Annotated in this window: 32 protein-coding genes and 1 tRNA gene; 23 read left to right on the top strand and 10 right to left on the bottom strand. The window is 69.4% G+C overall.

The genetic code is table 11. The annotated features are described in order from the left end of the window. The first annotated feature begins 32 nt into the window (after window positions 1–32). The 9 genes from BIU91_RS11985 (at window position 33) to BIU91_RS12025 (ending at window position 9,529) form a co-directional block, all read left to right on the top strand. Window positions 33–908, top strand: a complete 876-nt coding sequence (locus tag BIU91_RS11985) for a ParA family protein (RefSeq protein WP_017885900.1) — start codon at window positions 33–35, stop codon at window positions 906–908. Further along, a complete protein-coding gene (locus tag BIU91_RS11990) occupies window positions 892–1,695 on the top strand; it encodes a ScpA family protein (RefSeq protein ID WP_171907825.1) in 804 nt (267 codons plus the stop codon). The genes BIU91_RS11985 and BIU91_RS11990 overlap by 17 nt, the downstream gene beginning before the upstream one ends. Then, on the top strand, window positions 1,685–2,374 hold the full coding sequence (scpB, locus tag BIU91_RS11995; protein ID WP_244993436.1) for an SMC-Scp complex subunit ScpB: 690 nt from the start codon (window positions 1,685–1,687) through the stop codon (window positions 2,372–2,374). Before BIU91_RS11990 ends, scpB begins: the two co-directional genes overlap by 11 nt. 1,234 nt (window positions 2,375–3,608) lie before the next feature. After that, window positions 3,609–4,397: a pseudouridine synthase gene (locus BIU91_RS19185; RefSeq protein WP_231495626.1), complete on the top strand. Its 789-nt coding sequence runs from the start codon at window positions 3,609–3,611 to the stop codon at window positions 4,395–4,397. A 58-nt stretch (window positions 4,398–4,455) separates the two neighbouring features. Continuing rightward, window positions 4,456–5,568, top strand: coding sequence for a prephenate dehydrogenase (locus BIU91_RS12005; protein ID WP_071405611.1), 1,113 nt, complete (start codon window positions 4,456–4,458; stop codon window positions 5,566–5,568). A 215-nt stretch (window positions 5,569–5,783) separates the two neighbouring features. Beyond that, a complete protein-coding gene (cmk, locus tag BIU91_RS12010; RefSeq protein WP_071405656.1) occupies window positions 5,784–6,479 on the top strand; it encodes a (d)CMP kinase in 696 nt (231 codons plus the stop codon). 109 nt (window positions 6,480–6,588) lie between these two features. Next, on the top strand, window positions 6,589–8,109 hold the full coding sequence (gene der, locus BIU91_RS12015) for a ribosome biogenesis GTPase Der (RefSeq protein ID WP_071405612.1): 1,521 nt from the start codon (window positions 6,589–6,591) through the stop codon (window positions 8,107–8,109). Between the two features lie 115 nt (window positions 8,110–8,224). Continuing rightward, entirely contained in the window at window positions 8,225–8,851 is a 627-nt protein-coding gene (locus BIU91_RS12020; protein WP_139196552.1) for a hypothetical protein, read from the top strand. Window positions 8,852–9,007: 156 nt separating this feature from the next. Beyond that, on the top strand, window positions 9,008–9,529 hold the full coding sequence (locus BIU91_RS12025) for a hypothetical protein (RefSeq protein WP_071405657.1): 522 nt from the start codon (window positions 9,008–9,010) through the stop codon (window positions 9,527–9,529). An 81-nt stretch (window positions 9,530–9,610) separates the two neighbouring features. Here BIU91_RS12025 and BIU91_RS12030 read toward each other — a convergent pair whose 3' ends face one another. Beyond that, window positions 9,611–11,740: an ATP-dependent DNA helicase RecQ gene (locus BIU91_RS12030; RefSeq protein WP_071405614.1), complete on the bottom strand. Its 2,130-nt coding sequence runs from the start codon at window positions 11,738–11,740 to the stop codon at window positions 9,611–9,613. Between the two features lie 65 nt (window positions 11,741–11,805). Continuing rightward, a complete protein-coding gene (locus BIU91_RS12035; RefSeq protein ID WP_071405615.1) occupies window positions 11,806–13,281 on the bottom strand; it encodes a hypothetical protein in 1,476 nt (491 codons plus the stop codon). Between the two features lie 70 nt (window positions 13,282–13,351). On the opposite strand from BIU91_RS12035, the gene BIU91_RS12040 reads away from it, so the two are divergent. The 3 genes from BIU91_RS12040 to BIU91_RS12050 all read left to right on the top strand — a co-directional run bounded on the left by BIU91_RS12040 (window position 13,352) and on the right by BIU91_RS12050 (window position 14,971). Beyond that, window positions 13,352–14,182, top strand: a complete 831-nt coding sequence (locus BIU91_RS12040) for an endonuclease/exonuclease/phosphatase family protein (RefSeq protein WP_071405616.1) — start codon at window positions 13,352–13,354, stop codon at window positions 14,180–14,182. Next, window positions 14,179–14,760: a hypothetical protein gene (locus BIU91_RS12045; protein ID WP_071405658.1), complete on the top strand. Its 582-nt coding sequence runs from the start codon at window positions 14,179–14,181 to the stop codon at window positions 14,758–14,760. The genes BIU91_RS12040 and BIU91_RS12045 overlap by 4 nt, the downstream gene beginning before the upstream one ends. A 137-nt stretch (window positions 14,761–14,897) precedes the next feature. Next, window positions 14,898–14,971 (top strand) — tRNA-Pro (locus BIU91_RS12050). Window positions 14,972–15,196: 225 nt separating this feature from the next. On the opposite strand, the gene BIU91_RS12055 is transcribed toward BIU91_RS12050, so the two are convergent. The 3 genes from BIU91_RS12055 to BIU91_RS12065 all read right to left on the bottom strand — a co-directional run bounded on the left by BIU91_RS12055 (window position 15,197) and on the right by BIU91_RS12065 (window position 17,113). Further along, complete coding sequence (locus BIU91_RS12055; protein ID WP_071405617.1) at window positions 15,197–16,087, bottom strand: NAD-dependent epimerase/dehydratase family protein; 891 nt, start codon at window positions 16,085–16,087, stop codon at window positions 15,197–15,199. A gap of 114 nt (window positions 16,088–16,201) precedes the next feature. Continuing rightward, window positions 16,202–16,666: an ester cyclase gene (locus tag BIU91_RS12060; RefSeq protein WP_071405618.1), complete on the bottom strand. Its 465-nt coding sequence runs from the start codon at window positions 16,664–16,666 to the stop codon at window positions 16,202–16,204. Between the two features lie 84 nt (window positions 16,667–16,750). Then, window positions 16,751–17,113: a DUF4267 domain-containing protein gene (locus BIU91_RS12065; protein ID WP_071405619.1), complete on the bottom strand. Its 363-nt coding sequence runs from the start codon at window positions 17,111–17,113 to the stop codon at window positions 16,751–16,753. A gap of 109 nt (window positions 17,114–17,222) precedes the next feature. On the opposite strand from BIU91_RS12065, the gene BIU91_RS12070 reads away from it, so the two are divergent. Beyond that, entirely contained in the window at window positions 17,223–17,759 is a 537-nt protein-coding gene (locus BIU91_RS12070) for a TetR/AcrR family transcriptional regulator (RefSeq protein ID WP_071405620.1), read from the top strand. Window positions 17,760–17,809: 50 nt separating this feature from the next. Here BIU91_RS12070 and BIU91_RS12075 read toward each other — a convergent pair whose 3' ends face one another. Beyond that, window positions 17,810–18,247, bottom strand: a complete 438-nt coding sequence (locus BIU91_RS12075; RefSeq protein WP_071405659.1) for a VOC family protein — start codon at window positions 18,245–18,247, stop codon at window positions 17,810–17,812. Between the two features lie 68 nt (window positions 18,248–18,315). Between BIU91_RS12075 and BIU91_RS12080 the strand changes: the two genes are divergently transcribed. The 7 genes from BIU91_RS12080 to BIU91_RS12115 all read left to right on the top strand — a co-directional run bounded on the left by BIU91_RS12080 (window position 18,316) and on the right by BIU91_RS12115 (window position 22,570). Then, complete coding sequence (locus BIU91_RS12080) at window positions 18,316–18,870, top strand: dTDP-4-dehydrorhamnose 3,5-epimerase family protein (RefSeq protein ID WP_071405621.1); 555 nt, start codon at window positions 18,316–18,318, stop codon at window positions 18,868–18,870. A 79-nt stretch (window positions 18,871–18,949) separates the two neighbouring features. After that, window positions 18,950–19,312 carry a metalloregulator ArsR/SmtB family transcription factor gene (locus BIU91_RS12085; RefSeq protein ID WP_111058245.1) on the top strand — a complete coding sequence of 121 codons (363 nt, stop codon included), beginning with the start codon at window positions 18,950–18,952 and terminating at the stop codon, window positions 19,310–19,312. Beyond that, the gene (locus tag BIU91_RS12090; protein ID WP_071405623.1) at window positions 19,309–20,352 is read left to right on the top strand and encodes a cation diffusion facilitator family transporter; all 1,044 of its coding nucleotides are present in this window, start codon (window positions 19,309–19,311) and stop codon (window positions 20,350–20,352) included. The genes BIU91_RS12085 and BIU91_RS12090 overlap by 4 nt, the downstream gene beginning before the upstream one ends. Window positions 20,353–20,372: 20 nt before the next feature. Then, window positions 20,373–20,660 carry an antibiotic biosynthesis monooxygenase gene (locus BIU91_RS12095; protein ID WP_071405624.1) on the top strand — a complete coding sequence of 96 codons (288 nt, stop codon included), beginning with the start codon at window positions 20,373–20,375 and terminating at the stop codon, window positions 20,658–20,660. A gap of 472 nt (window positions 20,661–21,132) precedes the next feature. Next, the gene (locus BIU91_RS12105; RefSeq protein ID WP_071405626.1) at window positions 21,133–21,327 is read left to right on the top strand and encodes a hypothetical protein; all 195 of its coding nucleotides are present in this window, start codon (window positions 21,133–21,135) and stop codon (window positions 21,325–21,327) included. A 71-nt stretch (window positions 21,328–21,398) separates the two neighbouring features. Further along, window positions 21,399–22,301 (top strand): alpha/beta fold hydrolase, encoded by a 903-nt coding sequence (locus BIU91_RS12110; protein WP_071405627.1) that lies wholly within the window; start codon window positions 21,399–21,401, stop codon window positions 22,299–22,301. Window positions 22,302–22,366: 65 nt separating this feature from the next. Further along, window positions 22,367–22,570, top strand: coding sequence for a hypothetical protein (locus BIU91_RS12115; protein ID WP_071405628.1), 204 nt, complete (start codon window positions 22,367–22,369; stop codon window positions 22,568–22,570). Window positions 22,571–22,636: 66 nt separating this feature from the next. On the opposite strand, the gene BIU91_RS12120 is transcribed toward BIU91_RS12115, so the two are convergent. Then, window positions 22,637–22,852 (bottom strand): hypothetical protein, encoded by a 216-nt coding sequence (locus BIU91_RS12120; RefSeq protein WP_071405629.1) that lies wholly within the window; start codon window positions 22,850–22,852, stop codon window positions 22,637–22,639. 94 nt (window positions 22,853–22,946) lie between these two features. Further along, window positions 22,947–23,156: a hypothetical protein gene (locus BIU91_RS18545; protein WP_139196553.1), complete on the bottom strand. Its 210-nt coding sequence runs from the start codon at window positions 23,154–23,156 to the stop codon at window positions 22,947–22,949. A gap of 87 nt (window positions 23,157–23,243) precedes the next feature. Between BIU91_RS18545 and BIU91_RS12125 the strand changes: the two genes are divergently transcribed. Both BIU91_RS12125 and BIU91_RS12130 read left to right on the top strand, forming a co-directional pair. Further along, a complete protein-coding gene (locus tag BIU91_RS12125; protein WP_071405630.1) occupies window positions 23,244–23,906 on the top strand; it encodes a hypothetical protein in 663 nt (220 codons plus the stop codon). Between the two features lie 43 nt (window positions 23,907–23,949). After that, window positions 23,950–24,735 carry a class I SAM-dependent methyltransferase gene (locus tag BIU91_RS12130; RefSeq protein WP_084741182.1) on the top strand — a complete coding sequence of 262 codons (786 nt, stop codon included), beginning with the start codon at window positions 23,950–23,952 and terminating at the stop codon, window positions 24,733–24,735. 21 nt (window positions 24,736–24,756) lie between these two features. Here the strand turns inward: BIU91_RS12130 and BIU91_RS12135 are convergent, their stop codons facing one another. Continuing rightward, window positions 24,757–25,332 carry a GNAT family N-acetyltransferase gene (locus BIU91_RS12135; RefSeq protein ID WP_253183747.1) on the bottom strand — a complete coding sequence of 192 codons (576 nt, stop codon included), beginning with the start codon at window positions 25,330–25,332 and terminating at the stop codon, window positions 24,757–24,759. Between the two features lie 39 nt (window positions 25,333–25,371). Then, window positions 25,372–25,677 carry a hypothetical protein gene (locus BIU91_RS12140; RefSeq protein ID WP_139196554.1) on the bottom strand — a complete coding sequence of 102 codons (306 nt, stop codon included), beginning with the start codon at window positions 25,675–25,677 and terminating at the stop codon, window positions 25,372–25,374. Between the two features lie 82 nt (window positions 25,678–25,759). Between BIU91_RS12140 and BIU91_RS12145 the strand changes: the two genes are divergently transcribed. After that, window positions 25,760–26,143: a hypothetical protein gene (locus tag BIU91_RS12145; protein WP_071414685.1), complete on the top strand. Its 384-nt coding sequence runs from the start codon at window positions 25,760–25,762 to the stop codon at window positions 26,141–26,143. Window positions 26,144–26,198: the final 55 nt, after the last annotated feature.

The raw sequence follows: 26,198 nt of genomic DNA on the forward strand, positions 1-26,198 counted from the left end.
GCCCAGCCCGAGGTCGCCGGTACGATGACGGGGTGAGCCCGAACCCGACGACCAACCCCACCGGCGCGACCACCCACGGTCCGACGGGGCGTCCCGTCCGGGACTTCCCCGTGCCCGAGGAGCTCGACAGCACCGGACCCGCCCGCATCATCGCGCTCTGCAACCAGAAGGGCGGCGTCGGCAAGACCACGACGGCCATCAACCTGGGCGCTGCGCTCGCCGAGTACGGCCGCAAGGTCCTGGCCGTGGACTTCGACCCGCAGGGCGCGCTGTCCGCGGGCCTCGGCGTCCGGACGCACGACATCCACACCGTGTACGACCTGCTCATGGGTGCCGTGAAGGACCCGAACCAGGTCATCCAGCCGACGAACACCCCCGGCCTCGACGTCATCCCGGCGAACATCGACCTGTCCGCCGCCGAGGTGCACCTGGTCAACGAGGTCGCCCGCGAGCAGATCCTGGCGAGCGTGCTGCGCAAGGTCGCGAACGACTACGACGTGATCCTGGTCGACTGCCAGCCGTCGCTCGGCCTGCTCACCGTGAACGCCCTGACGGCCGCGCACGGCGTCCTCATCCCGCTCGAGTGCGAGTTCTTCGCGCTCCGCGGTGTCGCCCTGCTCATCGAGACGATCGACAAGGTGCGCGACCGTCTCAACCCGGCGCTCAAGCTCGACGGCATCCTGGCGACCATGTACGACTCGCGCACGCTGCACTCGCGCGAGGTCATGGAGCGGGTCGTCGACACCTTCGACGACCGCGTGCTCGACACCGTCATCGGCCGCACCGTGAAGTTCCCGGACGCCACGGTGTCCGCACGCCCGATCACGCAGACCGCGCCGGACCACCCTGCCGCCCACGCCTACCGGCAGCTCGCACGAGAGCTCGTCCAGCGTGGCGCCGTCGCCTGACGCGGGGTTCCGGGTCCGGCTCGCCAACTTCGACGGACCGTTCGACCTCCTGCTGTCGCTCATCACGAAGCACGAGCTCGACATCACCGAGGTGTCGCTCGGTGCCGTGACGGGGGAGTTCATCCAGTACGTCCGGCAGGCCGAGTCCGCCGACGAGCTCGACGAGGCCAGCGAGTTCCTGGTCGTCGCGGCGACGCTGCTCGACCTGAAGATCGTCGGGCTGTTGCCCCAGGGTGAGCTCGTGGACGCCGAGGACGTCGCCCTGCTCGAAGCCCGCGACCTGCTGTTCGCCCGACTGCTGCAGTACCGGGCATTCAAGCAGGCCGCCGACTGGTTCGGGGAGCGCTGGGGCGTCGAGTCGCGCCGGCACGTCCGCAGCGTCCGGCTCGAGGAGCGGTTCCGCGCGCGGACGCCGGAGCTCGTCTGGACCCTGTCGGTGCAGGACTTCGCCGCACTGGCCGCGCTGGCCTTCGCCCCGCGGGAGATCCCGACCGTCGGCCTCGACCACCTGCACGCCCCGCTCATCAGCATCCGCGAGCAGGCCGCGATCGTCGTCTCGATCCTCCGCACCCGCGATGGTGAGGGTGTCTCGTTCCGTGAACTGGTCGCGGGCGTCGACCAGACGGGTATCGTGGTGGCTCGCTTCCTCGCGATCCTCGAGCTGTACCGGAACGCGTCGATCTCGTTCGAGCAGCTCGAGCCGCTCGGGGAGCTGACACTGCGGTGGACCGCCGAGGACTGGTCCGACGAGAGCCTCGCGAACCTGGGAGCCGACTATGACGGATGACGTGCACGACACGTCCAGCGCCGAACCCGGCGGCGCCGACGAGATGGCCGACGCCCGCGCGATCGAGCACGAGATCCACGAGCGCGCCGCGTCACAGGCCCACCCCGCCATCCCCATCGACCGGCAGCTCGAGGCCATCCTGATGATCGCCGACCAGCCGCAGTCGCTCGTCGCCCTCGGTGCTGCCGTCGGGTCGCCCGTCCCCGCCGTCCGCCAGGCGATCGAACGCCTGGTCGCGGACTTCGACGGCGTCGACGGCACGATCCGCCGTGGCTTTGAACTGCGCGAGGTCGGTGGCGGCTGGCGCTTCTACGTCCGCGCCGACCTGGACCCCGTGGTCGAGCAGTTCGTCGAGGCCGAGCGCCCCTCGCGGCTGTCGCAGGCCGCACTCGAGACCCTCGCGGTCGTCGCCTACAAGCAGCCGATCACCCGCTCGCAGATCGCTGCGATCCGCGCCGTCAACGTCGACGGCGTCGTCCGAACCCTGGTGGCACGCGGCCTCATCGAGGAGTCGTTCACCGACGCCGAGACCGGCGCCATCAACTACGTCACGTCCGACCTGCTCCTGCAGCAGCTCGGCATCAACTCGCTCGACGAGCTGCCGCTCATCTCGCCCCTCCTGGACGACGGTGCGGACGGCTTCGAGCAGAACGAAGGGATCCCCGATGGCAGGGTTTGACGACCGGGGGCGCGGCGCGCCCCGAGACCGAGACGACCGCAACGGACGCTCGGGAGGCCCGGATCGCTCCGGCCGCCCGGCCGGCGGACGCGGCGGGGCCGGCTCCAGTGCCGGTGGCCGCTCCGGCGGGTACGGTCGCGACGACCGCGGGGGCGCACGCCCGCCGCGTGACGACGACCGTCGTGGCGGGTACCCGTCGCGCGACGACCGCGGCGGTGACCGTGGTGGGTACCGTGGGGCTTCGGCGCCGCGTGACGACCGTGGTGGCTACCGGGGTCGTGACGACCGTTCCGGTGGCGGTGACCGTGGTGGCTACCGGGGTAACTCCGCTCCGCGTGACGACCGCGGTGGCTACCGCGGCCGTGACGACCGTGGGGCTTCCGCGCCGCGCGACGACCGCGGTGGTGACCGTGGTGGCTACCGCGGGAACTCCGCTCCGCGTGACGACCGTGGTGGGTACCGCGGTCGCGATGACCGATCCGGTGGCGGTGACCGTGGTGGCTACCGCGGCAACTCGGCTCCGCGTGACGACCGCGGTGGGTACCGCGGCCGCGACGACCGTGGGGCTTCGGCTCCGCGTGACGACCGTGGTGGCTACCGGGGCTCCGCTCCGCGTGACGACCGTGGTGGCTACCGGGGTCGCGACGACCGCGGGAGCTCCGCGCCGCGCGATGACCGTGGCGCGTACCGCGGGCGAGACGACCGTGGTGCTTCGGCTCCGCGCGACGACCGTGGCGGCTACCGGGGTCGCGATGACCGTTCCGGTGGCGGCGACCGTGGTGGCTACCGCGGCAACTCCGCTCCGCGCGACGACCGCGGCGGTTACCGGGGCCGTGACGACCGCAGCGCCGCTCCGCGCGACGACCGTGGTGGGTACCGGGGCCGTGACGACCGTGGCAGCTCCGCTCCCCGCGACGACCGCGGTGGGTACCGGGGTCGTGATGACCGCAGCTCCGCGCCGCGCGACGACCGGCGCGACGACCGCGGCCGCGATGACCGCCGCACCCCGGACGGCCAGCAGAGCCGCGTCTGGCACAACGGCCGCCGCTACGTCGGCGGCACCACGAGCGTCCGCAACAGCGACCGCACGACGCCGAAGCCGAGCGGGCAGCGCGATGACCGGGGCAACCCGGCCGAGGGCACGCCCGAACGGCCGATCATCGAGGACTGGGACGCGGCGGACGGGACGGCGCCTGCCGGGGCCGAGCCGAGCCTCCAGGCAGAGGGTGAGCGCCTGCAGAAGGTGATCGCCGCTGCCGGCGTCGCATCCCGCCGGGTCGCGGAGAACCTGATCGTCGAGGGCCGCGTGACGGTCAACGGCGAGGTCGTGGACGCCCTCGGGCGTCGCGTCGACCCCGAGAAGGACGCGATCAGCGTCGACGGCGTGCCCGTGCAGATCGACTCGTCGCGGCGCTACATCGTGCTGAACAAGCCGACCGGTGTCGTCTCGAGCCTGCAGGACGAGCGCGGTCGCCGCGACCTGACCGAGTTCGTGGACCGCTACGAGGAGCGCCTGTTCAACGTCGGCCGTCTCGACACCGAGACCTCCGGGCTGCTCGTCCTGACGAACGACGGCGACCTGGCTCACGTGCTCGCGCACCCGTCGTTCGGCGTGCAGAAGACGTACATCGCGAAGGTCCACGGCAACGTGAACCCCGCCGTCGTGCAGCGCCTGACCGAGGGCGTCGAGCTCGAGGACGGTCCGATCAAGGCCGACAAGGTGCGGTTGCTCGAGTCCTCGCGGGGTGAGTCGCTCGTCGAGATCACGCTGCACTCCGGCCGCAACCGCATCGTCCGTCGCATGCTCGAGGCCGTCGACCACCCGGTCCTCGAACTCGTCCGCCGGTCGTTCGGACCGCTGCACCTGGGCAGCCTGCCGCCGGGCAAGATGCGCGAGCTCGGCACCGTCGAGGTCGGCAAGCTGCTCAGCACCGTCCGTGACGCGAAGCCGTCCGCTCGTGACGACCGCGACGTCGCGCTCGACCAGGACGACGACGAGTACGAGGACGAGTCGGCGGACTGACCGATCCCGAGGCTCGGGCATCGACCGATGCCCGAGCCTCGATCGGTAGGCTTGCCCGGTGACCGACGTGACCCCGACCGACATCGACCGCCGTCTGCGCGGCCCGGTCCGGATCGTCGGTGCCGGGTTGCTCGGCGCCTCGATCGGTCTCGCCCTGCGTGAGAAGGGCGTGGACGTCGTCCTCGACGACGTCTCGCCCGCCGCGCTGGCGCTCGCCGTGGACTACGGCGCCGGGCGCCGACCGGCCGCCGGCGACCAGCCGGAGCTCATCGTCGTCGCGGTGCCGCCGGACGTCGTGGCGACGGTGGTGGAGCGCGAGCTCGCTGCCCACCCCGACGCTGTCGTGACGGACGTCGCCAGCGTGAAGTCCGGGCCGCTCGCCGCCCTGGTGGCGGCCGGGGCCGACGTCTCCCGCTACATCGGGTCGCACCCGATGGCCGGACGCGAGCGCAGCGGTCCGACCGCCGCCCGCGCCGACCTGTTCGTCGGCCGCCCCTGGGTCATCGCCGGGCACGACGGCATCACGTACCAGCGTGCCGCGGTGGTCGAGGACCTCGCGCTCGACGTCGGCGCCACCGTCGTGCCGATGGACCCCGAGTCGCACGACCTCGCCGTGGCCTACGTCTCGCACGCGCCGCAGCTCGTGTCGACGCTGATGGCCTCGCGCCTGCGGGACGCCCCCGACGGGTCGCTCGGCCTGGCCGGCGGCGGCGTGCGCGACGTCACCCGGATCGCCGCGAGCGACCCGGGGCTCTGGGTGCAGATCATCGGGGCGAACGCCGGGCACATCCGGCCGGTGCTCACCGACCTGCGCGACGACCTGTCCCGTGTGATCGACGCGCTCGGCGACCCGGACGGTGCCGGATCGCCGCGCACCATCGCCGAGACCATCGCCGACGGCAACCGCGGGGTCGAACGGCTCCCCGGCAAGCACGGCACCACCAAGCGCTTCGCCCAGGTGGTCGTCCTGGTCGACGACACCCCCGGGCAGATCGCCGCACTCCTGACGTTCATCGGGGAGATCGGCATCAACCTCGAGGACATGCGCCTCGAGCACTCACCGGGCGCACAGATCGGCATCGTCGAGGTGTCGGTGCTGCCCGAGCAGGAACAGCGACTCGTCGAGGAACTCGAGGGGCGCGGATGGAGGATCGCAGCAGCATGGGCCTGAACGACGACACGAACGACTCCGGCGTGATCAGTGGACGCGCTCCGGCCGGTGGGACCGACGGGCCCGACTCCGGCCTCCCGACGCCCGGTACCGGTGGTGCCGGCGGGCCGCTCGGCGGCCCCGGTGACGGCTCCGGCGGCGACGGCGGTCCGCTCGGTGGTCCCGCTGGCGGCCTCGGTGAGCCCGGCGGGGAGCCCGGCTCGACCAGCGCCCCGATGCCGTCCGGCCTGGCCGACGGCGCCTACGTGGCGAAGATCGTCATCGCGGTCGACGGACCCGCCGGCAGCGGCAAGTCGAGCGTCTCCCGCGCGGCCGCACGCGCTCTGGGCTACGGGTACCAGGACACCGGCGCCGCCTACCGTGCACTCGCGTGGCACGCCCTGCAGCAGCAGGTCGACCTCGACGACGCCGCGGCGGTCCTGGCGAGCTGGGACACCTTCGACTACGCCATCGGCACCGACCCCGACGACTACTACGTCAAGGTGGGGGAGACCGACGTGACCGAGGCCATCCGCACCCCCGACGTCACCGGGGCGGTCGCCCACATCGCGAAGCTCCCGGACGTCCGGAAGCGCCTGGTGCAGCTGTTCCGCAACGTCATGCGGAAGACCGACGCCCCGGGCATCATCACCGAGGGCCGGGACATCACCACGGTCGTCGCACCCGATGCCGAGGTCCGGATCCTGCTGACGGCCGACGAGTCCGTTAGAATGGCCCGACGCTCGGCAGAGGTCACGACCCAGTCGGCCGCCGAGACCTCCGCAGCACTCGCTCGTCGCGACGCGGCGGACGCGAAGGTCGTCGACTTCATGAACGCCGCCGACGGCGTCACGACGCTCGACTCCACCGACCTCGACTTCGACCAGACCGTGCAGGCGGTCGTCGACCTGGCCCGCGCGGCCACGCACTGACGCACGACCGGACGGCCTCGGCCGCCTGGTCACACCACGGCCGGACCCCCGGCCCCGGCCGGCAACGGCCACCGACACCGCGGCCCCGGCCGCTCGCGAGGAACCCAAGATGGCTCAGCTGGACAACCCGGACAACGACGACTTCCCCCGGTACGACGACGCCCTCGGCGAGCGGCTCGCCGGACTCGACGAGGCCGAGGCCGAGCAGCGCGCGACCGCGCTCCGCGCCGGACTCGAGGAGTACGACCTCGAGGACGAGGACCTCGCCCTGCTCGAGGCCGGTCAGGTCGGCGAGGACGGCGTCCACTACCTGCCCGCCTACCCGGTGCTCGCGATCGTCGGCCGCCCGAACGTCGGCAAGTCCGCGCTCGTGAACCGCATCCTCGGTCGTCGTGAGGCGGTCGTGCAGGACGTCCCCGGCGTCACCCGCGACCGTGTCAGCTACAAGGCCGACTGGAACGACAAGCGCTTCACGCTCGTCGACACCGGCGGCTGGGAGCCCGGCGCCGAGGGCATCAACGCCTCCGTCGCCGCGCAGGCCGAGGTCGCGATCGACCTCGCCGACGCCGTGCTGTTCGTCGTGGACGTCACGGTCGGGATCACCGCCACCGACGAGCACGTCGTCAAGATGCTGCGCGGCACCGACCGCCCCGTCATCGTCGTCGCGAACAAGGCCGACGACGAGCGCCGCGAACTCGACGCCTACGAACTCTGGAACCTGGGGCTCGGCGAGCCGCACCCGGTGTCGGCCCTGCACGGCCGCGGCGTCGCGGACCTGCTCGACCTGATCATCAAGACGCTGCCCGACACCTCGGCCGTCGCCAAGCAGGAGGTCGGCGGCCCCCGCCGCGTGGCCATCCTCGGCCGACCGAACGTCGGCAAGAGCTCGCTGCTCAACAAGGCCGCCGGTGAAGAGCGGGTCGTCGTGAACGACATCGCCGGCACCACCCGTGACCCGGTGGACGAGCAGATCGAGCTCGGCGGCAAGGTGTGGCGCTTCGTCGACACCGCCGGCATCCGGAAGCGCGTCCACATGCAGCAGGGCGCCGACTTCTACGCGTCGCTCCGCACCACCGCCGCGCTCGAGAAGGCCGAGGTCGCCGTCGTCGTCCTCGACGTCACCGAGCCGGTGTCCGTGCAGGACCTCCGCATCATCGACCTCGTCCTCGAGTCCGGCCGTGCCCTCGTGCTGGCCTACAACAAGTGGGACCTGCTCGACGACGAGCGCCGCCGTTACCTGGAGCGCGAGATCGAGCAGGACCTGGCGCACGTCGCCTGGGCCCCGCGCGTGAACATCTCGGCCCGCACCGGCCGCCACCTCGAGAAGCTCGTGCCCGCGCTCGAGACCGCCCTCGAGTCGTGGGACACCCGCATCCCGACCGGCAAGGTCAACGCCTTCATCGCCGAGCTCGTGCAGGAACACCCCCACCCCGTGCGCGGCGGCAAGCAGCCCCGCATCCTGTTCGGGACCCAGGCGTCGAGCCAGCCGCCGACCTTCGTGCTCTTCACGTCGGCGTTCCTCGACCCGCAGTACCGACGCTTCATCACGCGTCGCCTCCGTGAGGTCTGGGGCTTCTCCGGCACGCCGATCAACGTCAACATGCGGGTGCGCGAGCGCCGGAAGCGCTGAGCCCTCCCACCCGTCACGCAGAACGCGCCTCGATCCGTCGGGGCGCGTTCTGCGTTCGGCGTCCGGCCTGGAGGCCCGCAGCGGGTCCGGCACGCCGGTGCGGCATCATGGGGGCGTGGGTACCGGGCCGTGGGCAGCGGACCGACGTCGGCTCGCCCTGGTGGGTGTCCTCGTCGGTGTGGTCGTCGTGGGTTCGGTGTCCCTGTGGACGATCTCGCACGCACCGGACGACGGCGACTCGGTCACCCGTGCCGACCCCGTACCCTCCGAGCCGGCGCAGTCGCCCGACGTCCGACTGCCGCCGTCCAACGGCCTCGACGAACCGATCGAGCCCGAACCCGTCCGTCCGGTCGACGGTTCGCCCATCGACCCGTGGTGGCGCCGCGTCCCGCCGGTCTCCGGTGACATCGTCGGCATCGGGGCTGCGGCCTCCGGGCACGTCCGGATCGCCGGGAACACGGATGACGAGACGCTCGCGGTGGAGATCGACCACCTGGAGACCGGCGGGGACGGCCCGGTCGACGTCGTGCTGTCCGCGGGGACGGTGCGCGGTGGCTCGAAGCCGGTGTGGACACCCGCCGGGGAGTCCTACGACCTGTTCCAGGCTGCCGGGGTCGAACAGGGGCTGACCGTCGTGCTCAGCGACCCGTGGTCACTGCCCGACGAGGTCCGCTCCCTGGTCCTGCTGGATGCCGACACCGGGACCGTGCTGGGCGGCGCGGCACTCGTCCCGTCCGACTGAGCGGGGCGCAGGCTGAGGCTGGGCGGGGTTGGGGTGCGCTGCGCCGACGCAGAACGACTGTGTCGTGGTCGTCCGACGTCGACAGTGTCGTTCCGCATCGGTGCTCGTGGCTGTGCCGCGTCCACCGCCACCGCCGGGATGGGGCACGATGTACTGGTGACGCAGCAGAACGACGGACTCGGTGTGCTCGCCGACCGCGTGTGGTGCCGTCTTCGGCTCGACCGGTTGGCCGGAGGTCGGCAGTCCGGGTACGTGATCCGCGAGGACATGCTCGAACACCCGGACACCGTCCGCTCGTTCCGGTGGATCCGGTGGCTGCTCGTCGCGGAGACCGTCGTGGGGCTCACCGCCATCGTGGTCGCCGTGCTGTTGACCCGCGCGGGGGAGTCCCTGTCGTGGGCGGTGTGGTTCCGGTCCACCGTGGTGCTGCTCATCACCCTGACGCTCTACGTGTTCGCCTGGCGGGCGCAGCTCGGGTACTACTGGGCGTACCAGCGCCTGCGGTTGTTCAGCCGGATCTTCCCGATCGTGACCCTGATCGTCGCGGCGATCCCCGGGCTCTACCCGTTCTGGATGGTCATCGAGCAGATCCTGTTCTCGGTGCTCATGGTCGGCATCGGCGACGTGCTGACGAGCGACCACATGCGGACCGCGTTCCCGAAGCCCGCGCGGCGGTAGGGCTCCGGCGGGCGGCGGACCGGCTCCGCGACAGAACACGAGTCGATCGACACGTGGACTGTCGCAAAACAGGTGCGGAGGCTACGCGACCGTGGCCAGGGCGAACGGCAGCACGGCGGAGGCCCCGGCGCGCCGGAGCTCCCGGCCGGCGACGGTCATCGTCCACCGGCTGTCGACCAGGTCGTCGACGAGCAGCACCGGGCCCTCGTGCGACTGCAGGGCGGCGGCGAGCGACGGATCGACCACGAAGGTGTCCCACACGCCGGACAACCGGTAGGCACTGTTCGTCGCACCGTCGCCGCGGGGGGTCCCGCCGGCACGGCCGAGCGTGCCGAGGAACTGCAGCCGCCCGATGGTGGACAGCGCCTGGGCGAGGGACCCCACGAGCTCGGGCCGCGACCGTGACGACATCGCCACGACGCCGGTCGGCCGGGTCTCCCACGGCCAGTCCTTGAGCGCCCGGACACAGCCGTCGACGAGCTCCCGCGAGATCGGGGCATCGGGGGTGGACGGCGAGAAGAGTGCGCGGAGGGGACCACCCCAGCCGAGGTCGGTCAGACGCGCCACCGCGAGGCCGGGCTGCACGAGCTCGTCCGCGCCGATCTTGCCCCGCACGGAGACCCCGAGCGACGACATCCCCGAGGGCCACTGGGCACGCGGGGCGATCTCGACGCCGACCTTGTCGAGCGCGGCCGCGGCTCCGGACGAGTCGGTGTCGGACACGGCGGTCGGGAACCAGGCACCGGCGCAGTTGTCGCACCGGCCGCAGGGCTCGGCCGAGGGGTCGTCGAGGTCCTGCTGCAGCAGCTGCATGCGGCAGGCCGAGGTGGACTCGTAGTCGAGCATCGACGCGGCCTCGGCAGCGCGGGCCGCGGCGACCCGCTCGTACCGGGGCGCGTCGTACTCCCACGGCTGCCCGGTCGACACCCAGCCGCCGGTGACGCGGCGGACGGCGCCGTCGACGTCGAGCACCTTGAGCAGGAGTTCGAGGGTGGAGCGCTTGATGTCGACCAGGCCCTCGAGCGCCACGGTCGACATCGCGGTGTCGGTGGACAGGGCACTGAGCACGGCGGCGGCGCGGGCCTCGGTCGGCATCGAGGCGCTGGCGAAGTACTGCCAGATCTCGCGGTCCTCGCGCCCGGGCAGGAGCAGGACGTCGGCGTTGTCGGTCGCACGACCCGCGCGACCGATCTGCTGGTAGTAGGCGACGGGCGACGAGGGAGCCCCGACGTGCACGACGAACCCGAGGTCGGGCTTGTCGAACCCCATGCCGAGCGCACTCGTGGCGACCAGGGCCTTCAGCTCGTTGCCCTTGAGCTGCTGTTCGAGCTGCTCGCGCTCGTCGGTGTCCGTGCGCCCCGTGTAGGCACGGACGGCGTACCCGTTGTCGCGTAGCAGTCGTGCGATGTCCTCGGCCGCCGAGACCGTGAGCGTGTAGATGATGCCGCTGCCGGGCAGGTCGCCGAGGTGCGCGAGGAGCCACCCGAGCCGCTGCCGTGCATCGGGCAGCGTCAGCACACCGAGGCGCAGGGACTTGCGGGCCAGGGATCCGCGGATCGTGAACACCGGGTCGGCCGGGCCGGCGGTGAGCTGCTCGGCGACGTCCTCGACCACGCGCTCGTTCGCCGTCGCGGTGGTGGCCAGGACGGGGACGCCGTGGGGGAGCGACCGGATGAGCTCGGCCAGACGGCGGTAGTCCGGCCGGAAGTCGTGGCCCCAGTCCGAGATGCAGTGCGCTTCGTCGACCACGAGCATGCCCATCCGGGCGATCAGGGTCGGCATCTGCTCGTCGCGGAACTTCGGGTTGTTCAGCCGCTCGGGGGAGACCAGCAGCACGTCGACCTCGTCACGGGCGAGGGCCGCCTGGGTCTCGCCCCACTCGTGGGCGTTCGCGGAGTTGATCGACACCGCACGGACACCGGCCCGCGCGGCAGCGGCGACCTGGTCGCGCATCAGGGCGAGCAGCGGCGACACCAGGACGGTCGGGCCGCCCCCGCGTCGGCGCAGCAACAGCGTCGCGAGGAAGTACACCGCGGACTTGCCCCACCCGGTGCGCTGCACGACGAGGGCACGCTGCCGGTGCTCGACCAGCGCCGAGATGGCCTCGAGCTGGCCTGGGTGGAACACCGCGTCGGGGCGCCCCGTGAGCGCAGCGAGCGCCTGCTGCGCCTCGGCGGCGATGTCTGCAGAAGGCGGGGCGGTGGTTTCCATGCCCCCATGCTGTCAGCACCGACCGACGTAACGCAGGTCGCGCCTCCAGGCTGTGGAGAAGCTCCCTACTGGTAGGTGACCAACGACGGTGTCGGCTGCACGTCCTGCATGGTCTGCGCGGGCGTCAGCATGGGCGTGTCCTCGTCGTAGAAGTTCTTCCAGCCCCAGTGCAGCCCATCCGGCGCGCCCTGGTGCAGTGCCTTCCACGTCGCCTGCTTGTCGGGCTGCGACCCCTGCCCGTCGACGTGCACGAGCATGTCGAGCTCCGGGTGGGTCTGCAGTGCGGAGCGGTCCTGGATCATCGACAGCCGGAACTGGTGCAGCACCAGGGCCTTCGGCGGCAGCCCCTCGTCGCGCACGAGTCCAGCCAGCCACGAGGAGACCTCGTTCACCTCGGACGCCGAGACACTCCCGATCTGCTTGAGGGGCACCTGGTCCTTCGTCAGCCGCCACTCCGGGTCGAGCGCCAGCCAGACGCCGGGCTTCTTCAGCAGCGACTCGTACTTCTTGGCCTGCGACAGGAAGTCCGACCGCCCAGGCTGCAGGTCGATGATGACCGGCATGTCCGCCTCGTGCGCGGCGTCGACGTAGGGCTCGAGCGTCGACACCGGCAGCTCGGTCGAGTAGTCGCCGTCGGCTCCGGCGTCCCCCGCGGCGACGGTCGCGATGACCTCCATCGCGGGCGTCACGAGCTCGTCGGACTCCGCCCGGTACGGCTTCGCGACCTGCTCGGCACGCTGCACGGTCTCCTTCGGCCCCTGCTCGCCGAGCACGCCCAGCGCCGGCGCCCCGGGAGCCCCGTACAGCGCGACGTACCGGTGCCCGTCGAAGGGTCGCTGGCCGCCGTTCCGCAGCTGGAACCCGCCCTCGGCCGCCCGCACCGTCCACTCCGGATCCGGCAGGGCGTCGAACGCCGCGCCGACCAGGACGGTCGGGTGCTTCGCCCGCTCGTGCAGCGCGGTCACCACGTCGGGTGCGGCAGCCGGGTCCGTCACGCCCTTCGGCATGGTCACGACGCGCGCGCCGGCGGCCTTCGCGGTCGCCACGGCAGCAGCGTCCGCACTCGCGTCCGCCACCACCACGGTCGCCTGCCGGGAGGCTCGGGTCGACTCCGGCGCGTCACCGCCGTCCGGCGCCTGCCGCTGTTCGACGTCCGTGTCGACCGACACGTCGCCCTCGGCCTGGTACCAGTCGGCACCGAGCCGGTCGAGCTCGCGGGCGACGGCAGCGCTCGTCTCCTTGGCCGTCAGCAGCACCGGGACGTGGGCGCTCGCCGCAGCCTTCGTCGCAGCACGGATCCCGTCGGTGTCGCCGTCCCGGACGACGACCGCTCCGGGAGCACTCGCGAACAGGGCCTTGCTGACGCGGACGGACCGGGCTGCGGCGTCCGAGGCGTCGGCCACCGTGACGGTGTCGGCCGAGGCCTTCGCCAACGTCGGGTGGCTCGTGTCCGGTGCGCTCGACGTGCACCCGGCGGCTCCGAGCAGCAGCCCGGAGACCGCGATCGCGATCAGGAGACGAGGGGTGGAACGTGAACGCATCGAGCCACCATACGAGCCAGACGGAGAGGTCCCTGGGAATCCGACGGGTGTCGTCTCGTAGAAGGGAGGCATGCCCCACCACCCCGACGACCGCCCGCTCATCGGACCGGTCCGGTCGCCCGAGGTGCACTGCATGACGCTCAACGTGCGTCGCCGCGTGCCGCGACAGCCGACCCACCCCGACGCCTGGGAGCGTCGCCGAGAGGCCGTGCTCGCGCTCGTCACGTCCGAAGCGCCCACCGTCCTCGCCGTCCAGGAGGCCCTGCCCACGCAGGCGGACGACCTCACCGCCGGCCTCGGGTCGGGTTGGGAGCCCGTCCTTGCCGGACGGGGAGCGCGCGGCGGTGGTGAACAGGTCGGCCTGTTCCTCGACCGCTCCCGCCTCGACGTCGTCGAGCGCCGTACCTGGGCGCTCTCCCGCACGCCCCACCGCCCCGGCTCGCGGTCGTGGGCCACGTCCTTCCCCCGGCACGCCGTCGGAGCCGTCGTCGACGACCGCGCGACCGGCGTTCGGTTCCTGGCGATCGCCACCCACCTCGACGTCGCCTCGCCGTGGGCCCGGTTGCGGTCCGCCGAACTGCTCGGCCGGATCGTCCGGCAGCGCGGCCTGCCCGCCGTGGTGATGGCCGACTGGAACAGCCCCGCCGGTTCCGCACCATGGCGAGCCCTGGCGGAGGCGGGGGTCGAGGACAGCTGGGGGCGGGCCTCCAGGCAGGTGGGTGAGCCCTACGGGACGTACCCGCACTACGGGAGTCCGCGCGTCGGTGGCCGGCGGATCGACGGCGTGCTCGTGACGTCCGAAGCGGAGGTGGACCGCGTCGCGGTCGACGTGCGGCGGCCGGGCGGCGTGTGGCCGTCCGACCACGCCGCCGTGCACGCGATCGTGCGGTGGGCGTCGTGATCGCCACGCTCGGACCGACGTTCCTGCGGCCGCGGTTCCTGGTGGCCGACGTGGTGCGGGCGCTGATGCTCGTGAGCGTCGTCGTGGCGAGCGTCGGGTGGGGCGGAACGGCGTTCCCGGTCATGGCGCTGGCGCTGCTCGGGGTCGTCGTGCCGCGGATGCTCGGGCTGCGACCGGCGTTCGACGTGGCGGTGTGCGTGCTCGTGCTCCTCGCCGGGTGGTCGAGCGTGCTCGAGTGGTACACGACGGTCTTCCTGTGGGACAAGTTCATGCACGTCGTGCTGACCGGGCTGCTCGCGGCGGTGCTCTACGTCATCGGTGCCGACCTGCGTGCGGTGCCGGCGCCGCACGCCGAGCGCCGGGTGGTCGTCGCGGTGCTCGCGCTGTGTGCGGGACTCGCGGTCGGGGCGGTCTGGGAGATGGGGGAGTGGCTCGGGCACAACTTCGTCGACTCGAAGATCTTCGTCGGGTACGACGACACGATCGGGGACCTGGCGGCGGACGGGTCCGGCGGGTTGCTCGTCGGGCTCGGGTTGCCGTGGTTGGCAGCGCGGCGGGAGGTGGTGCGGCCGGGCTGAGCGTGTCGTTCGGGTCGCGTTGCTCCGACTCGCCGTGGCACGGAGGGGGTCTGACGTCCGCTATGCTGGACCGGTCGCTCGCGCTCCGGTCGGACGCGGGCGAGGATCCTCCGGGGTCCTGAGTTCTCCGGAACTCGCGGGCTGTGGCGCAGCTTGGTAGCGCACTTGACTGGGGGTCAAGGGGTCGCAGGTTCAAATCCTGTCAGCCCGACCGAAACGTGTCTGACACGACGACAGAAGCCCACCGAGGATCTCGGTGGGCTTCTGTCATTCCGGCGGGTGTCGTTGGGTCGTCCGCATAGCGCTCCCTCATTGCGACGATGAGCGGACCACCTATGTGCGACACGAGTCTGCTCGCGGGTCGTCCAGTTCCGAGTTGGACACCGAGGTCCGTGGAAGGACCGGCTGTCGAACACCTGATGTGGTCGTAGCTGGGCTACTGGGTCCGCTGGTTGCTGCGCTTGTACGACCCGGACAGCACGTCGTCTATTAGGGAGGGGCCTTCCGGCGCCCAGCCGAGCGCGTGAGCAGCCGAGGTGTTGAAGGTGGCGTCGAGGAGCAACGGTTCCGCGAGCATGCCCAGCCGGTTGAGCGCAGCGGCAGGGGCTTCTGCACGGATGTTGCCTTGGAGGCCGCGTACCTGGCTGAGGGCACGCGCGAGAGAGTCCATTGGTGTCTCTTGGTCGTTGCTGGCGATGACGTAGCTTCCGGGTGCGTCGTGTTCGAGGACGCGGACGAAGAGGGCGGCAGCATCCTCGACGTGGATGGCAGCGAACTTCTGCGTGTCGCCGGGATAGACCAGGCGTCCGTCGTCAACGGGGCCATTCAGGAGCAGCCTCACGAGTCCGCCGCCGTGGCCGTACAGGTTCGCGGGACCGACCATTGTGGCGCGCACCGTTCCTGCGGCGTCTTTGATGCGCTCGAGGACGGCCGGTCGCCAGGCGACCATCTCGGGTGGGGCGAAGGGGCTGTGTTCGTTGAGATGCTGTCCGGACCCGTGGATCCAGCTCCCGCCGGTGTGGACGTAGCGCTGGCCGGTGCCGGCGAAGGCGTCGAGTACCGTGTCGAGGACTGCGTGATCAAGTGCTGCGCTTCCGGCATCGTTGGGGCTGGCGGCGTGGATGGCGCCGTCGACACCAGCGAGCACGGTGCGGAGCCAGGCAGGGTCGGTGAGGGGCCCGAGTTGCGGAATGATGCCGAGCTGGGCGACGCGGCCTGCCGCGTCAGCGGTGCGGACGTGCCCGAGCACGTCGTGCCCGTTGTTGAGGAGCTGGGTGGCAATTGCTGACCCGAGGTAGCCGGTAGTACCGGTCAGGAACACCTTCATGTGGGGCCTTCTTCACGTAATGGATGGCTAGCAGAGTGCCTAAGCGGTGCGCTCAGGCGTTGAAGGAGGGCACGAGCTCGACAGGTGAGTTCGTGCCCTCCGAGGTGTTGGTCCTCAGCCCCAGGGCGCGGGGGTGGGAGCGTCTGCGGGAGCGCCCAGCTGGCCCATGAGGCCTGCGAAGTCCTCGAGGTGCCAGGTGGTGACGATTTTCCCGTCGCGGACCTGGTGGACGTCCATGGTGCGCATCTCGATTCGCTTGCCGGTGGGTTCGTGGCCCATGAAGGCGCCTTGGTGGGTGCCGGAGACGGTGTTGCGGACGGCGACCTTGTCACCCTGGACGATAAGGTCCTGGTGCTCGACGTTGTAGTCGGGCATCGCGTGTCGGAAGAGCGCGATCTGGCCGGCCATGCCGCCGGGGCCCTGCTCCTGGCCCGGGGCGAGGGGCAGGTCGATCCAGTCCTCCGCCAGGATTTCGTCATAGGTGGTGGTGTCGCCGGTGCGGAAGGGTTCGTAGAAGGCGCGCACGATGTTCTCGGTCGCGGTGTCGTCGGTGTTGTTGTGCTCGTTCGTGGTGCTCATGAGTGGTGACCTTTCGAGATGGTTGAGGGTTGCTGGGGAATGGGGAGCGAGTTGTAGGCCGTCGGCGAGCAATGCTCGGTGGGTCTAGCCGAGGGCGAGGATGAGGCCAGCGGCGATGAGGACCGCTGCGGTGGCGCCGTGGATGCTGAGAGCGTGGCGGAGGGTGCCGCCGTTGGTGACGACGATGATCGCGTCACCGATCGGGGTGATAGCCGCGGCGAGGAGGGCCCACCCGAATACGTGCGGGCCGGCGACGAGGAGGACGACCAGCGGCACGATGCCGGAGGTGATGTCGCGGACACCCTTGATGCTCGTGAAGGCCCGGCGGCGGTCCTCGGCGACGCCGAACCCGGCGGTGGCGATCTTCGGGGCGACGAGGAAGCGGCCGCCGATGAAGAGGATGAAGAGGCAGCCGAGGATGGCGACAATGAGGGCGGCGATGATCATGAGGGGAACCCTTTCGAAGGTTAGCTAACGTCGTTCTACAACGAAGCTAGCACGCCATTCGGAGCACGTCTACCGTCGTTATCTAACTTCGCTCTGCTACTCTCGAAGCATGTCCCCACGACCAGCCCCCGACCTCGATCTTCGGCGCGACCAGATCACCCAAGCAGCTCGCCGCGTTGCGGAAACCGAAGGGTGGGAAGCTGTCACCATGCGCCGGCTCGCATCCGAGCTCGGGGTGACGCAACCCGTCATCTACTCTGCGTTCGCCGGCGGACGTCAAGCACTCATCGATGCCGTCGCCCTCGGCGGCTTTGACGCAATTGCGACGGCACTGGAAGGCGTGCCCGCAGAACCGCTGGCGAGGATGCGGGCCTACCTTGCCTTCGCAACTGACCAACCGCACGTCTACGAGGCGATGTTCTCGATGCCATCGGGGCTTGAGTTCGGGACCGGCACTGGGCCGGACGCACTTCAGCGGGCCTTCGCCGGGATCCGGGTGGCCTTCCCTGGTCCCGATGTCACCGAAGCCGAGGTGGCATGGGCAACTGTTCACGGGCTGGCGACCCTGGAGATTAGCAAGCGATTACCCCCAGCGCGATCGGATGCCCGACTCGACTACGCCCACCGCCACCTGGCTAAAAGCTAGAACAAGCACTCGACGGGTACGGGCCCTCACCCACACCGAGCAGCGATCGGCTACCGGGACGGGGTGCACGGCGTGACGAAGATGCAGAAGGGGTGCCCGGAAGGGTCCGCGAAGACAATAAGGGGTTCGGCAGTGTCGGCGGACCGATCCGTCAGGACTGCCGCTCCGAGGCGTAGGGCGCGAGCCCGCTGCTGTTCAAGTGCTGCTGTCGTGTCGACGGTCAGGTCGAGGTGGAGCATCTGCGGGGGTGAGCCTGTCGGCCACTGTGGTCGGGGCTGGTCAGGAGCGAGTTGGAAGGCCAGGCGGCGGGTGCCGTCCTCGGCGGTCAGCACCAACCACTCGGGTTCCTCCGACTCATCAGCAGCAGGTGCGTCACCGTCGCGATACCGCAGGCCCAGGAGCGACCGGTAAAACTCGGCCAGCTCACGCGGTGCAGACGTGTCGATGACGGTCTGCAGGAGATGTGGGACGTCGTCCGAGGAAGGCATGCCCCTGTCCACCGTCCGGACCACCATCCTCTATCGGGCTGTTCGCTGATGAGAGCTAGCCTGACGACATGACTGCGACGACGCATGCGCATGGTAAGACGACGACGATCCCGGGTCTTCTCGTATTCACCGTCAGCAAGGTCGAGGACGACCGAGGCTGGTTTCAGGAGAAGTTCCACCGGGCGAAGCTGGTCGAGGCCGGCTTACCCGAAGACTTCACGGTGGTGCAGACAAGCGTCGCCTTCAACAAGGAACGATCCACCCGTGGCTTCCACGCGGAGCCCTGGAACAAGTACGTGTCTCTGGTCGACGGTCGCGCGTTCGCTGCGTACCTCGACCTGCGCGAGGGGCCGACCTTCGGTACGTCGGTCAGCGTCGAGCTCGATGACGAGACCGCGGTTTTCGTTCCGGCCGGCGTTGCTAACTCCTATCAGTGCCTCACAGACCTTCACTACCTCTACAGCGTCGACCAGCACTGGTCATCAGAGGCGTATGACTCCGCGTCGTTCGTGAACTTGGCTGACCCGATGGCGGCCGTCCACTGGCCGATCCCACTCAACGAAGCGCTGCTTTCAGAGCGTGACCGCAACCACCCGATGCTCTCGGAGCTGCCCCGGAGCTAACCGGAGGCGCGCACCGTCCCGGAAGCCGATCGGCTAGCGAGACTCTCCGGTCGGCCCGATGCTTGTGTAATATCTGCGTGTGCACGTAGACAAGCAGCCCTGCGGATTGAGTCCGGAATCCGAGTACGTCGAACTCGCGGTGGAAGTGTTCGCGATGCTCGCGGATGCCACCCGGGTGAAGATCATCCTCGCGCTGCGTAGCGCTGAGGAGCTGTCCGTGAACCGGCTGGCCGAGGTCGTCGACAAGAGCGCTGCGGGCGTCTCGCAGCACCTTGCCAAGCTCCGTCTGGCACGGATGGTGTCGACCCGCCGTGAGGGGACCACCGTCTACTACCGGCTGACTGACGAGCACGCGTCGGAACTGGTGATCGATGCCGTGAAGCAGGCCGAGCACGTCGTCGGCGCGGCACCGCATCACCGCGGGGAGAGGGAGAGCGCATGACCCGCCACGACCACGCGCCGGTCCACCCTGACCACGACCATCCCCACGGTCACGGTCACGGTCACGACCACGGTGAGCACAGGCACTCGCATCCGCACGGCGGGGTGAAGGGATTCCTCTACGACCTGTTCGTGCCGCACACGCACGACTCCGCGGACTCGATCGACGACGCGATGGAGGCCAGTACCGCGGGCGTTCGCGCCTTGAAGATCAGCCTGTTCATCCTGTTGGCCACGACCGTGCTGCAGGCGGTGATCGTCGCGTTCACCGGGTCGATCGCGCTACTCGCGGACACGATCCACAACTTCGCAGACGCGTTGACCGCGGTGCCGCTGTGGATAGCGTTCGTCCTCGGCCGCAGGGTCGCGAACCGCCGCTACACCTACGGGTACGGCCGTGCGGAGGACCTCGCGGGCATGTTCATCGTGTTCGTCGTTGCCCTCTCCGCAGTCGTCGCCGGCTGGCAGGCCATCGACCGGTTCATCAACCCCCGGCCCATCGAGAACCCGTGGCTGCTCGTCGCCGCCGGCCTGATCGGCTTCGCCGGCAACGAAGCGGTCGCGATCTACCGGATCCGCGTCGGCCAGAGGATCGGCTCCGCCGCCCTCGTCGCCGACGGCGTGCACGCCCGCCTCGACGGGTTCACGTCCCTGTCGGTCGTCCTCGGCGCGATCGGCGTCATGGTCGGGTTCCCGATCGCGGACCCGATCATCGGCCTGCTCATCTCCGTCTCGATCATGGTCCTGCTCTGGGGGACCGTGAAGTCCATCGGAGCCCGCCTCATGGACGCCATCGACCCCGCCCTGCTGGGCAAGGCCGAGCACGCCCTCGAACACACCACCGGCGACGAGGGCGTCCGGAACCTCCGCCTCCGCTGGGTCGGCCACCGCCTCACCGGATCCGCCACCGTCGAAGTCACCACCACGTCCGTGCACGACGCCGAGCACATCGCGGAACACGCCGCCGAGCACGTGCACGAGGCGATGGGCAACGTCGACGAGTTCACCGTCACCCCCGCCGCCCGCGCACACCAACACTGACCACCATCGAGAGGAACACCATGTCCGTCGTGAAAATCAACGCCATCACCGTCCCCCAGGGCAAGGGCGCCGACCTCGAAGCACGCTTCGTCGGCCGGAACCACGACGTCGAGCAGCAGCCCGGCTTCGAGAGCTTCCAGCTCCTCCGCCCCACCGCCGGCGGCACCCGCTACTTCGTCGTCTCCACCTGGGCCGACGAGGACTCCTACCAGACGTGGCGCACCGGCCAGGCCGGCGCACACCACGGCGACAGCAACCCCGTCGCCACCGGCGCGGAACTCCTCGAGTTCGAGACGGTCACCCTCTGACCCTCAAGCGATAGCGCCCGCGGAGCACGTGCCTCCGCGGGCGCTGCTGTGTCTCGATGGCCCATCGGCAACCGGACGGCACCTCTGTCGCCAACGGCTCGCTAAGCTCCACCCACATCTGGATTGGCACGACCGATCGATAGGGGTAGCAATGTTGATTCTGCAGTTGCTCGTGCCGGTAGTCCTGGTTGTCGTCGCCGTGCTCATTTTCCTCGCGGCCCGCGGGAGCATGAGTCGAAGCCCGCTGCAGGATCAGCAGGACGCCGAGTGGCGGGCGAGGCGTGACGAGCGACGTCGAGCTCGAGCCGAGCGTCGTTCCAGCGACCGGTAGACGATCGCCTTCCGGGCGGGCGATGCGCGTGGCGCAGCCATTCGTGGGCGTCCGATCGTCACGCGGGCTTGGTCAAGAGTGGCGATCCGCAGGCAGGCTAGAAACGGCCCGTTCGGGCACAAGCCCCGCTAGGAGAACGCAGTGAACTTCTTCAACGCCAAGCGACCAGTCACGGTCATCGTCCTCGGAGTGGTGTTTGCCGCCTGTGGCGTCTTATACGGTTTGTCGCCCTCCGAGTCGGGAGCCCGGCCGATTCAGCAGATCATCATCGCGGTCATCCTGGTGCTGATCGGTCTGCTCTTCGTTGTGCAGGGAGTGGGCAGTAAACGCAGGTAGCGATGGGACTGCCCATCATCGTTGGCGGTCTCGGTGACCCATCGTTCTCCGGGCACTGATAGCGTCCCGAAATGGCGCTCGCTAGTGACGATCCGGCTCGGTTGAGTGTTCTCGAGCTGCTCGCGATTCCGTCTCCGGACTCGATCCGCCCAACTGCGATCCGCCGCGAGCATTTGCGCGACGACGTTCTGGGCCGGTGGGACCGCGTCGAGCTCGACACCGCGGATGGCGACACGATCCCGTGCTTCCTGATTACTCCGGACGAGCACGTCGGTGTCGACATTATCGCCATTCACCAGCACGCCGGCGCGTTCTCTCTCGGCAAGAGCGAGCCAGCTGGTCTCACTGGTGACCCGAGCCTCGCGTACGGGAGAGCGCTCGCGGGCGCAGGAGCGCGTGTGATCATGCCGGATCTCGTCGGCTTTGAAGAGCGCCAACGCCACTGGACTAACAATCCGGCAGCCGACGAACGGCTCGACGCGCTCTTCCGGGTGTCGGACGGCACGAGCTTGCAGGCCAAACACACGCGCGACATCGCAGTGGTGACCAGCTGGATGCAGGAAACCAGCACCAACCCCAGCAAGCTCGGGATCATCGGGCACTCCCTCGGCGGGCAGGTTGCACTGTTCTCCCTCGCTGTGGACACGCGCATCTCGCGGGGAGCCGTGAGCTGTGGCATCGGAACGCTGGCCTCGTTTCAGGCCTCCCGCATCAATCACAACCCCGCGTGGTTCGTCCCCGGACTCGCGTCATCAGGAGACGTTCCGCGCGTCGCGGCCGCCATCGGCCAGCCCGTCTTCGTCGCCGCGGGACGTGACGACCGGCTCTTCCCGATCCACGGAGTGCAGGAGGTCATCGCGGCCTTCCAACCAGGGCTCGTGAGGGCGCACGTGTTCGACGGTGGTCACTCAATGCCGCCGCAGGTCACGACCGTGGCGGTCCGACACCTGCTGTCGAAGCCGGCGGCAGCCTGACCATGCCGCCTGCCCGGTAGCCGATTGACTATCAAACGTCATGCTGCGCCGGTAGCGTTCGAGCGGTGAAGTCCTCCGGCGACGATGATCGGCCAGCCCGCGCGCGGTACAACCTGCTCGTCGGTGGCATCTTGCTGGTGGTCGGCCTCGTCCTGTTTGCAGGCCGGTGGAACCTGGTAGCCGGCGTCATCTTCACGTTTGTGGGTGCCGTGATGCTGCTCGCAGGCTGGCTCTTCTCGTGGTCGCGCAACGACCGATCTCGCAAGTAGCCGAGATAGATGGTGCTCGGAGATGGATCCGCTATCGAGCCAGCCGACGCTTGCAGGCCAGTGCGATCAGTAGCCGCGGCGATAGAGCGCTTGGAAGACGAACACCCACGCAATCAGAACGATTAGCCCGATCCCACCGACCCACTTCTCGGTCGCGCCACCGGCAACTAAGGCCCAGGCGCACAACAAGCCCAGGAGGCCAGTGCCAATCGCGATTAGAATGCGGTACTTCGTCGTCCACGTCTTCGGAGTGGGGCGAGCTGCGTCGTCGCGGTCGGTCATGAGGCGAGCGTAAGTGTCATCCGGTGGTTGCGGAACGAGAGCAACCAAGGGATGCGGTGTCACGCCATAGCAGGAGCATCACGAAGCGGATCCGCTACTGAGACCGCTTGAGCAGCCGCAAGTAGATCGTCACGCGCCATCCAGCCGAAGCTGCCAGGACGAACATCAGAACGGCAAGCCAAGTCGAACCGGTCGGCGACAGGATTTCGGCGAACCCGACGACTAAGCAGGCGACGCCCGCGACGAGTGCAGCAACCAGCGCGATGCGAGTACGTCGTTCGGCTCGTCGCTGCGTGTCGCTCATAACCATGAGCTAACTCGCTCACGCCCGTTGAAGGATCGGCTATCGGTACAGCTCATCCTCGGAGCGACAGGCCGATAGCGTGAAGCGATGGCAACCGGCGTGAAGTACGACTCTCTCTGGGATGAAGCGCACCGGTCCTTCGACAGGGGCACCCTTCGCGTGGATCACGCGCCCGTCGACGGTGACCCACGCTGGGGTCTCAGCCTCGTCCTGCTTCCGCCGGCGCACGTCGCTGACGCGGTGGCCGCGGCCGCCGCTGAAATCGGCAGCCTCTACGACGGCACGCACCAGATCTACAACGCCGCCGACCTGCACCTAACAGTCACGAGCCTGGAGCCCTACCGCGACAAGGTCGCGCAGACAACGATCGAGCACTACGTCGACGCGGTCGAGCGTGCCCGCGATCTGCTGGACGTCAACGTTCGGCTGGTTGGGCTCGGCGGCTCGCCGTCCGGCGTGTTCGTCCAGGGCTTCGACAACGAGACGCTGGTACCGATCCGGCGACAGATGCGTGAGGCAGCGGCGGACTTACACGACCGCGTCGCGCCGCCGATGGCGTTCGTCCGCGACACCGCACACATCTCCATCAGCGTCCACCGGGAAGCAATCCCCGAACCCCGGGCGGCCGAATACGTCCAACGACACAGGCGCTCTGAATTCGGCGACATGGCGGAAGCCACAGTCGCGCTCGCCCGGTATCGGGCGTCAGATCACTCGATGAGTGTCGAAGTCATTCACACCGTCCGGTAGCCGATCCCTCATCGGGGATCGGTTGTGTGGGTAGCGTCGAGACATGCTCGACGGATGGTCTGATACTGCGACTGCTTACGACAGGTCTTTCGCGCGACTCTGCGCAGGTGCCATCGACGGGTTGCTCGGGAACCACGTGAGCGTCGGCGACGGGCCCGCTCTGGACGTCGGAACAGGGACGGGATCGGTCGTGGGTGTCCTCCTCCGACGCGGATTCGCGGTCACCGCATGCGACAAGGAACCTTCCATGGCGCGATTCGCTGCAAGACGCTACCCGACGGTGGAAATCGGAACTGCGGCGCTTCCCTCACTGCCCTACGACGACGGCTCGTTCGCGGTCACGATCGCGAACTTCGTCCTCAACCACGTACCAACCCCGCTCACATCGGCTCGTGAGCTCCTTCGAGTCACCCGTCCTGGTGGAACCGTCGCCGCGACGATTTGGCCGTCCGAACCGGTCGGAGCGCTCAACCAGTTCTGGAACAGGATCATCAGGGAAGCGGACGTCACGGTGCCCGCCGGACACCGATTGCCTCCAGCGGACGATTTCCCGAGAAGCGTCGGCGGCTTCCGCGAGCTGTTTCGCAACGCCGGCGCAACCACCGTCGACTGCAGCCTGTTCTCGTACACCTTCCGTATCCGCCCCGACGACCTCTGGGCAGCAGTGACGGCAGGGATCGCAACAATCGGTCAGACGTACATGAGCCAGACCGACGAAGGCCGTAAACGGATGCAGGCTGTCTTCACGGACGCAGCGGTGCGGGAGGCCCCTTCCGATGTCCTTTCGTTTGAGAGCACAGCGGTGGTCGCCCATTCCGTCGTCCGGTAGCCGACCGGCTATCGGACGGGATCAGTGCTCAGTGGCCTTGGGCAAGAAGGCTTCCCAAAGGGTTTCGCCGTCGACCAGAGCGCTCGTGGGTGCAAGCCCGGTCCGTCGCGCCACGTCCATCGAGGCGGTGTGATCGGGATGGATGAAAGCCCTGATGTGTCGGACGTCGACCGAACGCAACCACGTCACGACGGTTGCTGCTGCCTCGACGGCGATCCCTCGACCCTGTTCCTCTGGCGTGACCAGCCAGGCGAGGTCCGCGACGAGGCCGTCTTCCTTGCGTCCGAGGGTGGCCTGCACGAACCCGATCGCCGGTCCGCCGCAGGCAGGGCGGACGATCCAGTTCAGCCAACCCGCGCTGCCGTCCTCAGACTGGCCCTGGGATTGGCGGCCGTACCGTGCGACCAGTTCGTCCGGGGTCGGTGGCTCGCCGCCAGTGAACCGGTAGAGCTCTGGTGGAGCCAGGGCGGTCAGCATCTCGGCTGCGTGGTCAACGGCAAGCGGTTCCAGGGCGAGACGATCCGAGTGCAGGGGATCAGCCTGTGGCCACGACATGTCCTGAGCCTTGCAGATCGCGAACGGCGTGGAGTGCCCCATGCAACATCCACACTGACCACGGCCTGACTCCGCACCTGATCACGAGAGCGGCTGTCGCCGGATCCACACGGTCACCCCGAGGTGAGCGATGCCGGTCGCAGCGAGACAGACGATTGCCCACCCGACGACGCTGTGCCTGGTGGCGAGCAAGAAGATCCCGAAGGCGAGGACGAGGGCGACCAGGAGCGCACCGGCCAGGAGCAGTAGCAGGCTGGTCACGGGGCTGGCGTTCAAGGTGAGCTGCACGTCACGCACCCAGGCCGGGGTCCGCACGCGATGCACGAGGATCGCGACCGTACCCACCAGGACTGCGATGCTCGCTGCGAGCAGACCTGCTTCAGCCATGGCGAGATGGTACCGGCGAAGGTGCATGCTTCGGCTGGTCCGCGGCCTCGAACGCCCCGGCTGACGCTGACAAGATGAGTTCGTGCAGATCGAAGAAGTGGACGAGCGGCACTACGGCAGCGAAGGCGAGCGCGACACGTTCGTCGTGCACTTCTTCCATGCTCCGAGGGGCGAGACGGTTGCGCCCGACTGGGACGCCACGAGTTGGTCGGTCAGTGTGATTCGCGTCACCGACGCGACGTACCGTGCGGCGTTTGCAGAGGCCCGGCGGATCGCCGCAGGCGAGGTGTTGCCGACACTGTTCTCGGTGTCCCTCGAGACCGCGGAGCCGAGTGGCCCGGGAATCCTGCGACTGTTCGGGACCGACCTCAACATGGAGGGACTCGAGCTCGAGCCCGATTCACACGCGGCGAAACGGGAGATGTTCGCCGAGTTCTTCAGCCGCGACCGTTCTGCGCACGCGTGATCGGGGATCTGGAGCGCAACCGCTGACGGACTGGAGGCCCGGTGCCAGCTGGCAC

This window comes from Curtobacterium sp. MMLR14_002 (assembly GCF_001864975.1).
GTDB lineage: Bacteria > Actinomycetota > Actinomycetes > Actinomycetales > Microbacteriaceae > Curtobacterium > Curtobacterium flaccumfaciens.

Coding starts and splice junctions, on each gene's coding strand:
- BIU91_RS12095 (WP_071405624.1), top strand. CDS start 20,373: ATGTCCGTCGTGAAAATCAACGCCATCACCGTCCCCCAGGGCAAGGGC.
- BIU91_RS12035 (WP_071405615.1), bottom strand. CDS start 13,281: ATGCGTTCACGTTCCACCCCTCGTCTCCTGATCGCGATCGCGGTCTCC.
- BIU91_RS18545 (WP_139196553.1), bottom strand. CDS start 23,156: ATGAGCGACACGCAGCGACGAGCCGAACGACGTACTCGCATCGCGCTG.
- BIU91_RS12140 (WP_139196554.1), bottom strand. CDS start 25,677: ATGGCTGAAGCAGGTCTGCTCGCAGCGAGCATCGCAGTCCTGGTGGGT.
- BIU91_RS12110 (WP_071405627.1), top strand. CDS start 21,399: ATGGCGCTCGCTAGTGACGATCCGGCTCGGTTGAGTGTTCTCGAGCTG.
- BIU91_RS12130 (WP_084741182.1), top strand. CDS start 23,950: ATGCTCGACGGATGGTCTGATACTGCGACTGCTTACGACAGGTCTTTC.
- BIU91_RS12070 (WP_071405620.1), top strand. CDS start 17,223: ATGTCCCCACGACCAGCCCCCGACCTCGATCTTCGGCGCGACCAGATC.
- cmk (WP_071405656.1), top strand. CDS start 5,784: ATGCCGTCCGGCCTGGCCGACGGCGCCTACGTGGCGAAGATCGTCATC.
- BIU91_RS12075 (WP_071405659.1), bottom strand. CDS start 18,247: ATGCCTTCCTCGGACGACGTCCCACATCTCCTGCAGACCGTCATCGAC.
- BIU91_RS12120 (WP_071405629.1), bottom strand. CDS start 22,852: ATGACCGACCGCGACGACGCAGCTCGCCCCACTCCGAAGACGTGGACG.
- BIU91_RS12135 (WP_253183747.1), bottom strand. CDS start 25,332: ATGGGGCACTCCACGCCGTTCGCGATCTGCAAGGCTCAGGACATGTCG.
- BIU91_RS12090 (WP_071405623.1), top strand. CDS start 19,309: ATGACCCGCCACGACCACGCGCCGGTCCACCCTGACCACGACCATCCC.
- scpB (WP_244993436.1), top strand. CDS start 1,685: ATGACGGATGACGTGCACGACACGTCCAGCGCCGAACCCGGCGGCGCC.
- BIU91_RS12080 (WP_071405621.1), top strand. CDS start 18,316: ATGACTGCGACGACGCATGCGCATGGTAAGACGACGACGATCCCGGGT.
- BIU91_RS12030 (WP_071405614.1), bottom strand. CDS start 11,740: ATGGAAACCACCGCCCCGCCTTCTGCAGACATCGCCGCCGAGGCGCAG.
- BIU91_RS12040 (WP_071405616.1), top strand. CDS start 13,352: ATGCCCCACCACCCCGACGACCGCCCGCTCATCGGACCGGTCCGGTCG.
- der (WP_071405612.1), top strand. CDS start 6,589: ATGGCTCAGCTGGACAACCCGGACAACGACGACTTCCCCCGGTACGAC.
- BIU91_RS12125 (WP_071405630.1), top strand. CDS start 23,244: ATGGCAACCGGCGTGAAGTACGACTCTCTCTGGGATGAAGCGCACCGG.
- BIU91_RS12060 (WP_071405618.1), bottom strand. CDS start 16,666: ATGAGCACCACGAACGAGCACAACAACACCGACGACACCGCGACCGAG.
- BIU91_RS12065 (WP_071405619.1), bottom strand. CDS start 17,113: ATGATCATCGCCGCCCTCATTGTCGCCATCCTCGGCTGCCTCTTCATC.
- BIU91_RS12055 (WP_071405617.1), bottom strand. CDS start 16,087: ATGAAGGTGTTCCTGACCGGTACTACCGGCTACCTCGGGTCAGCAATT.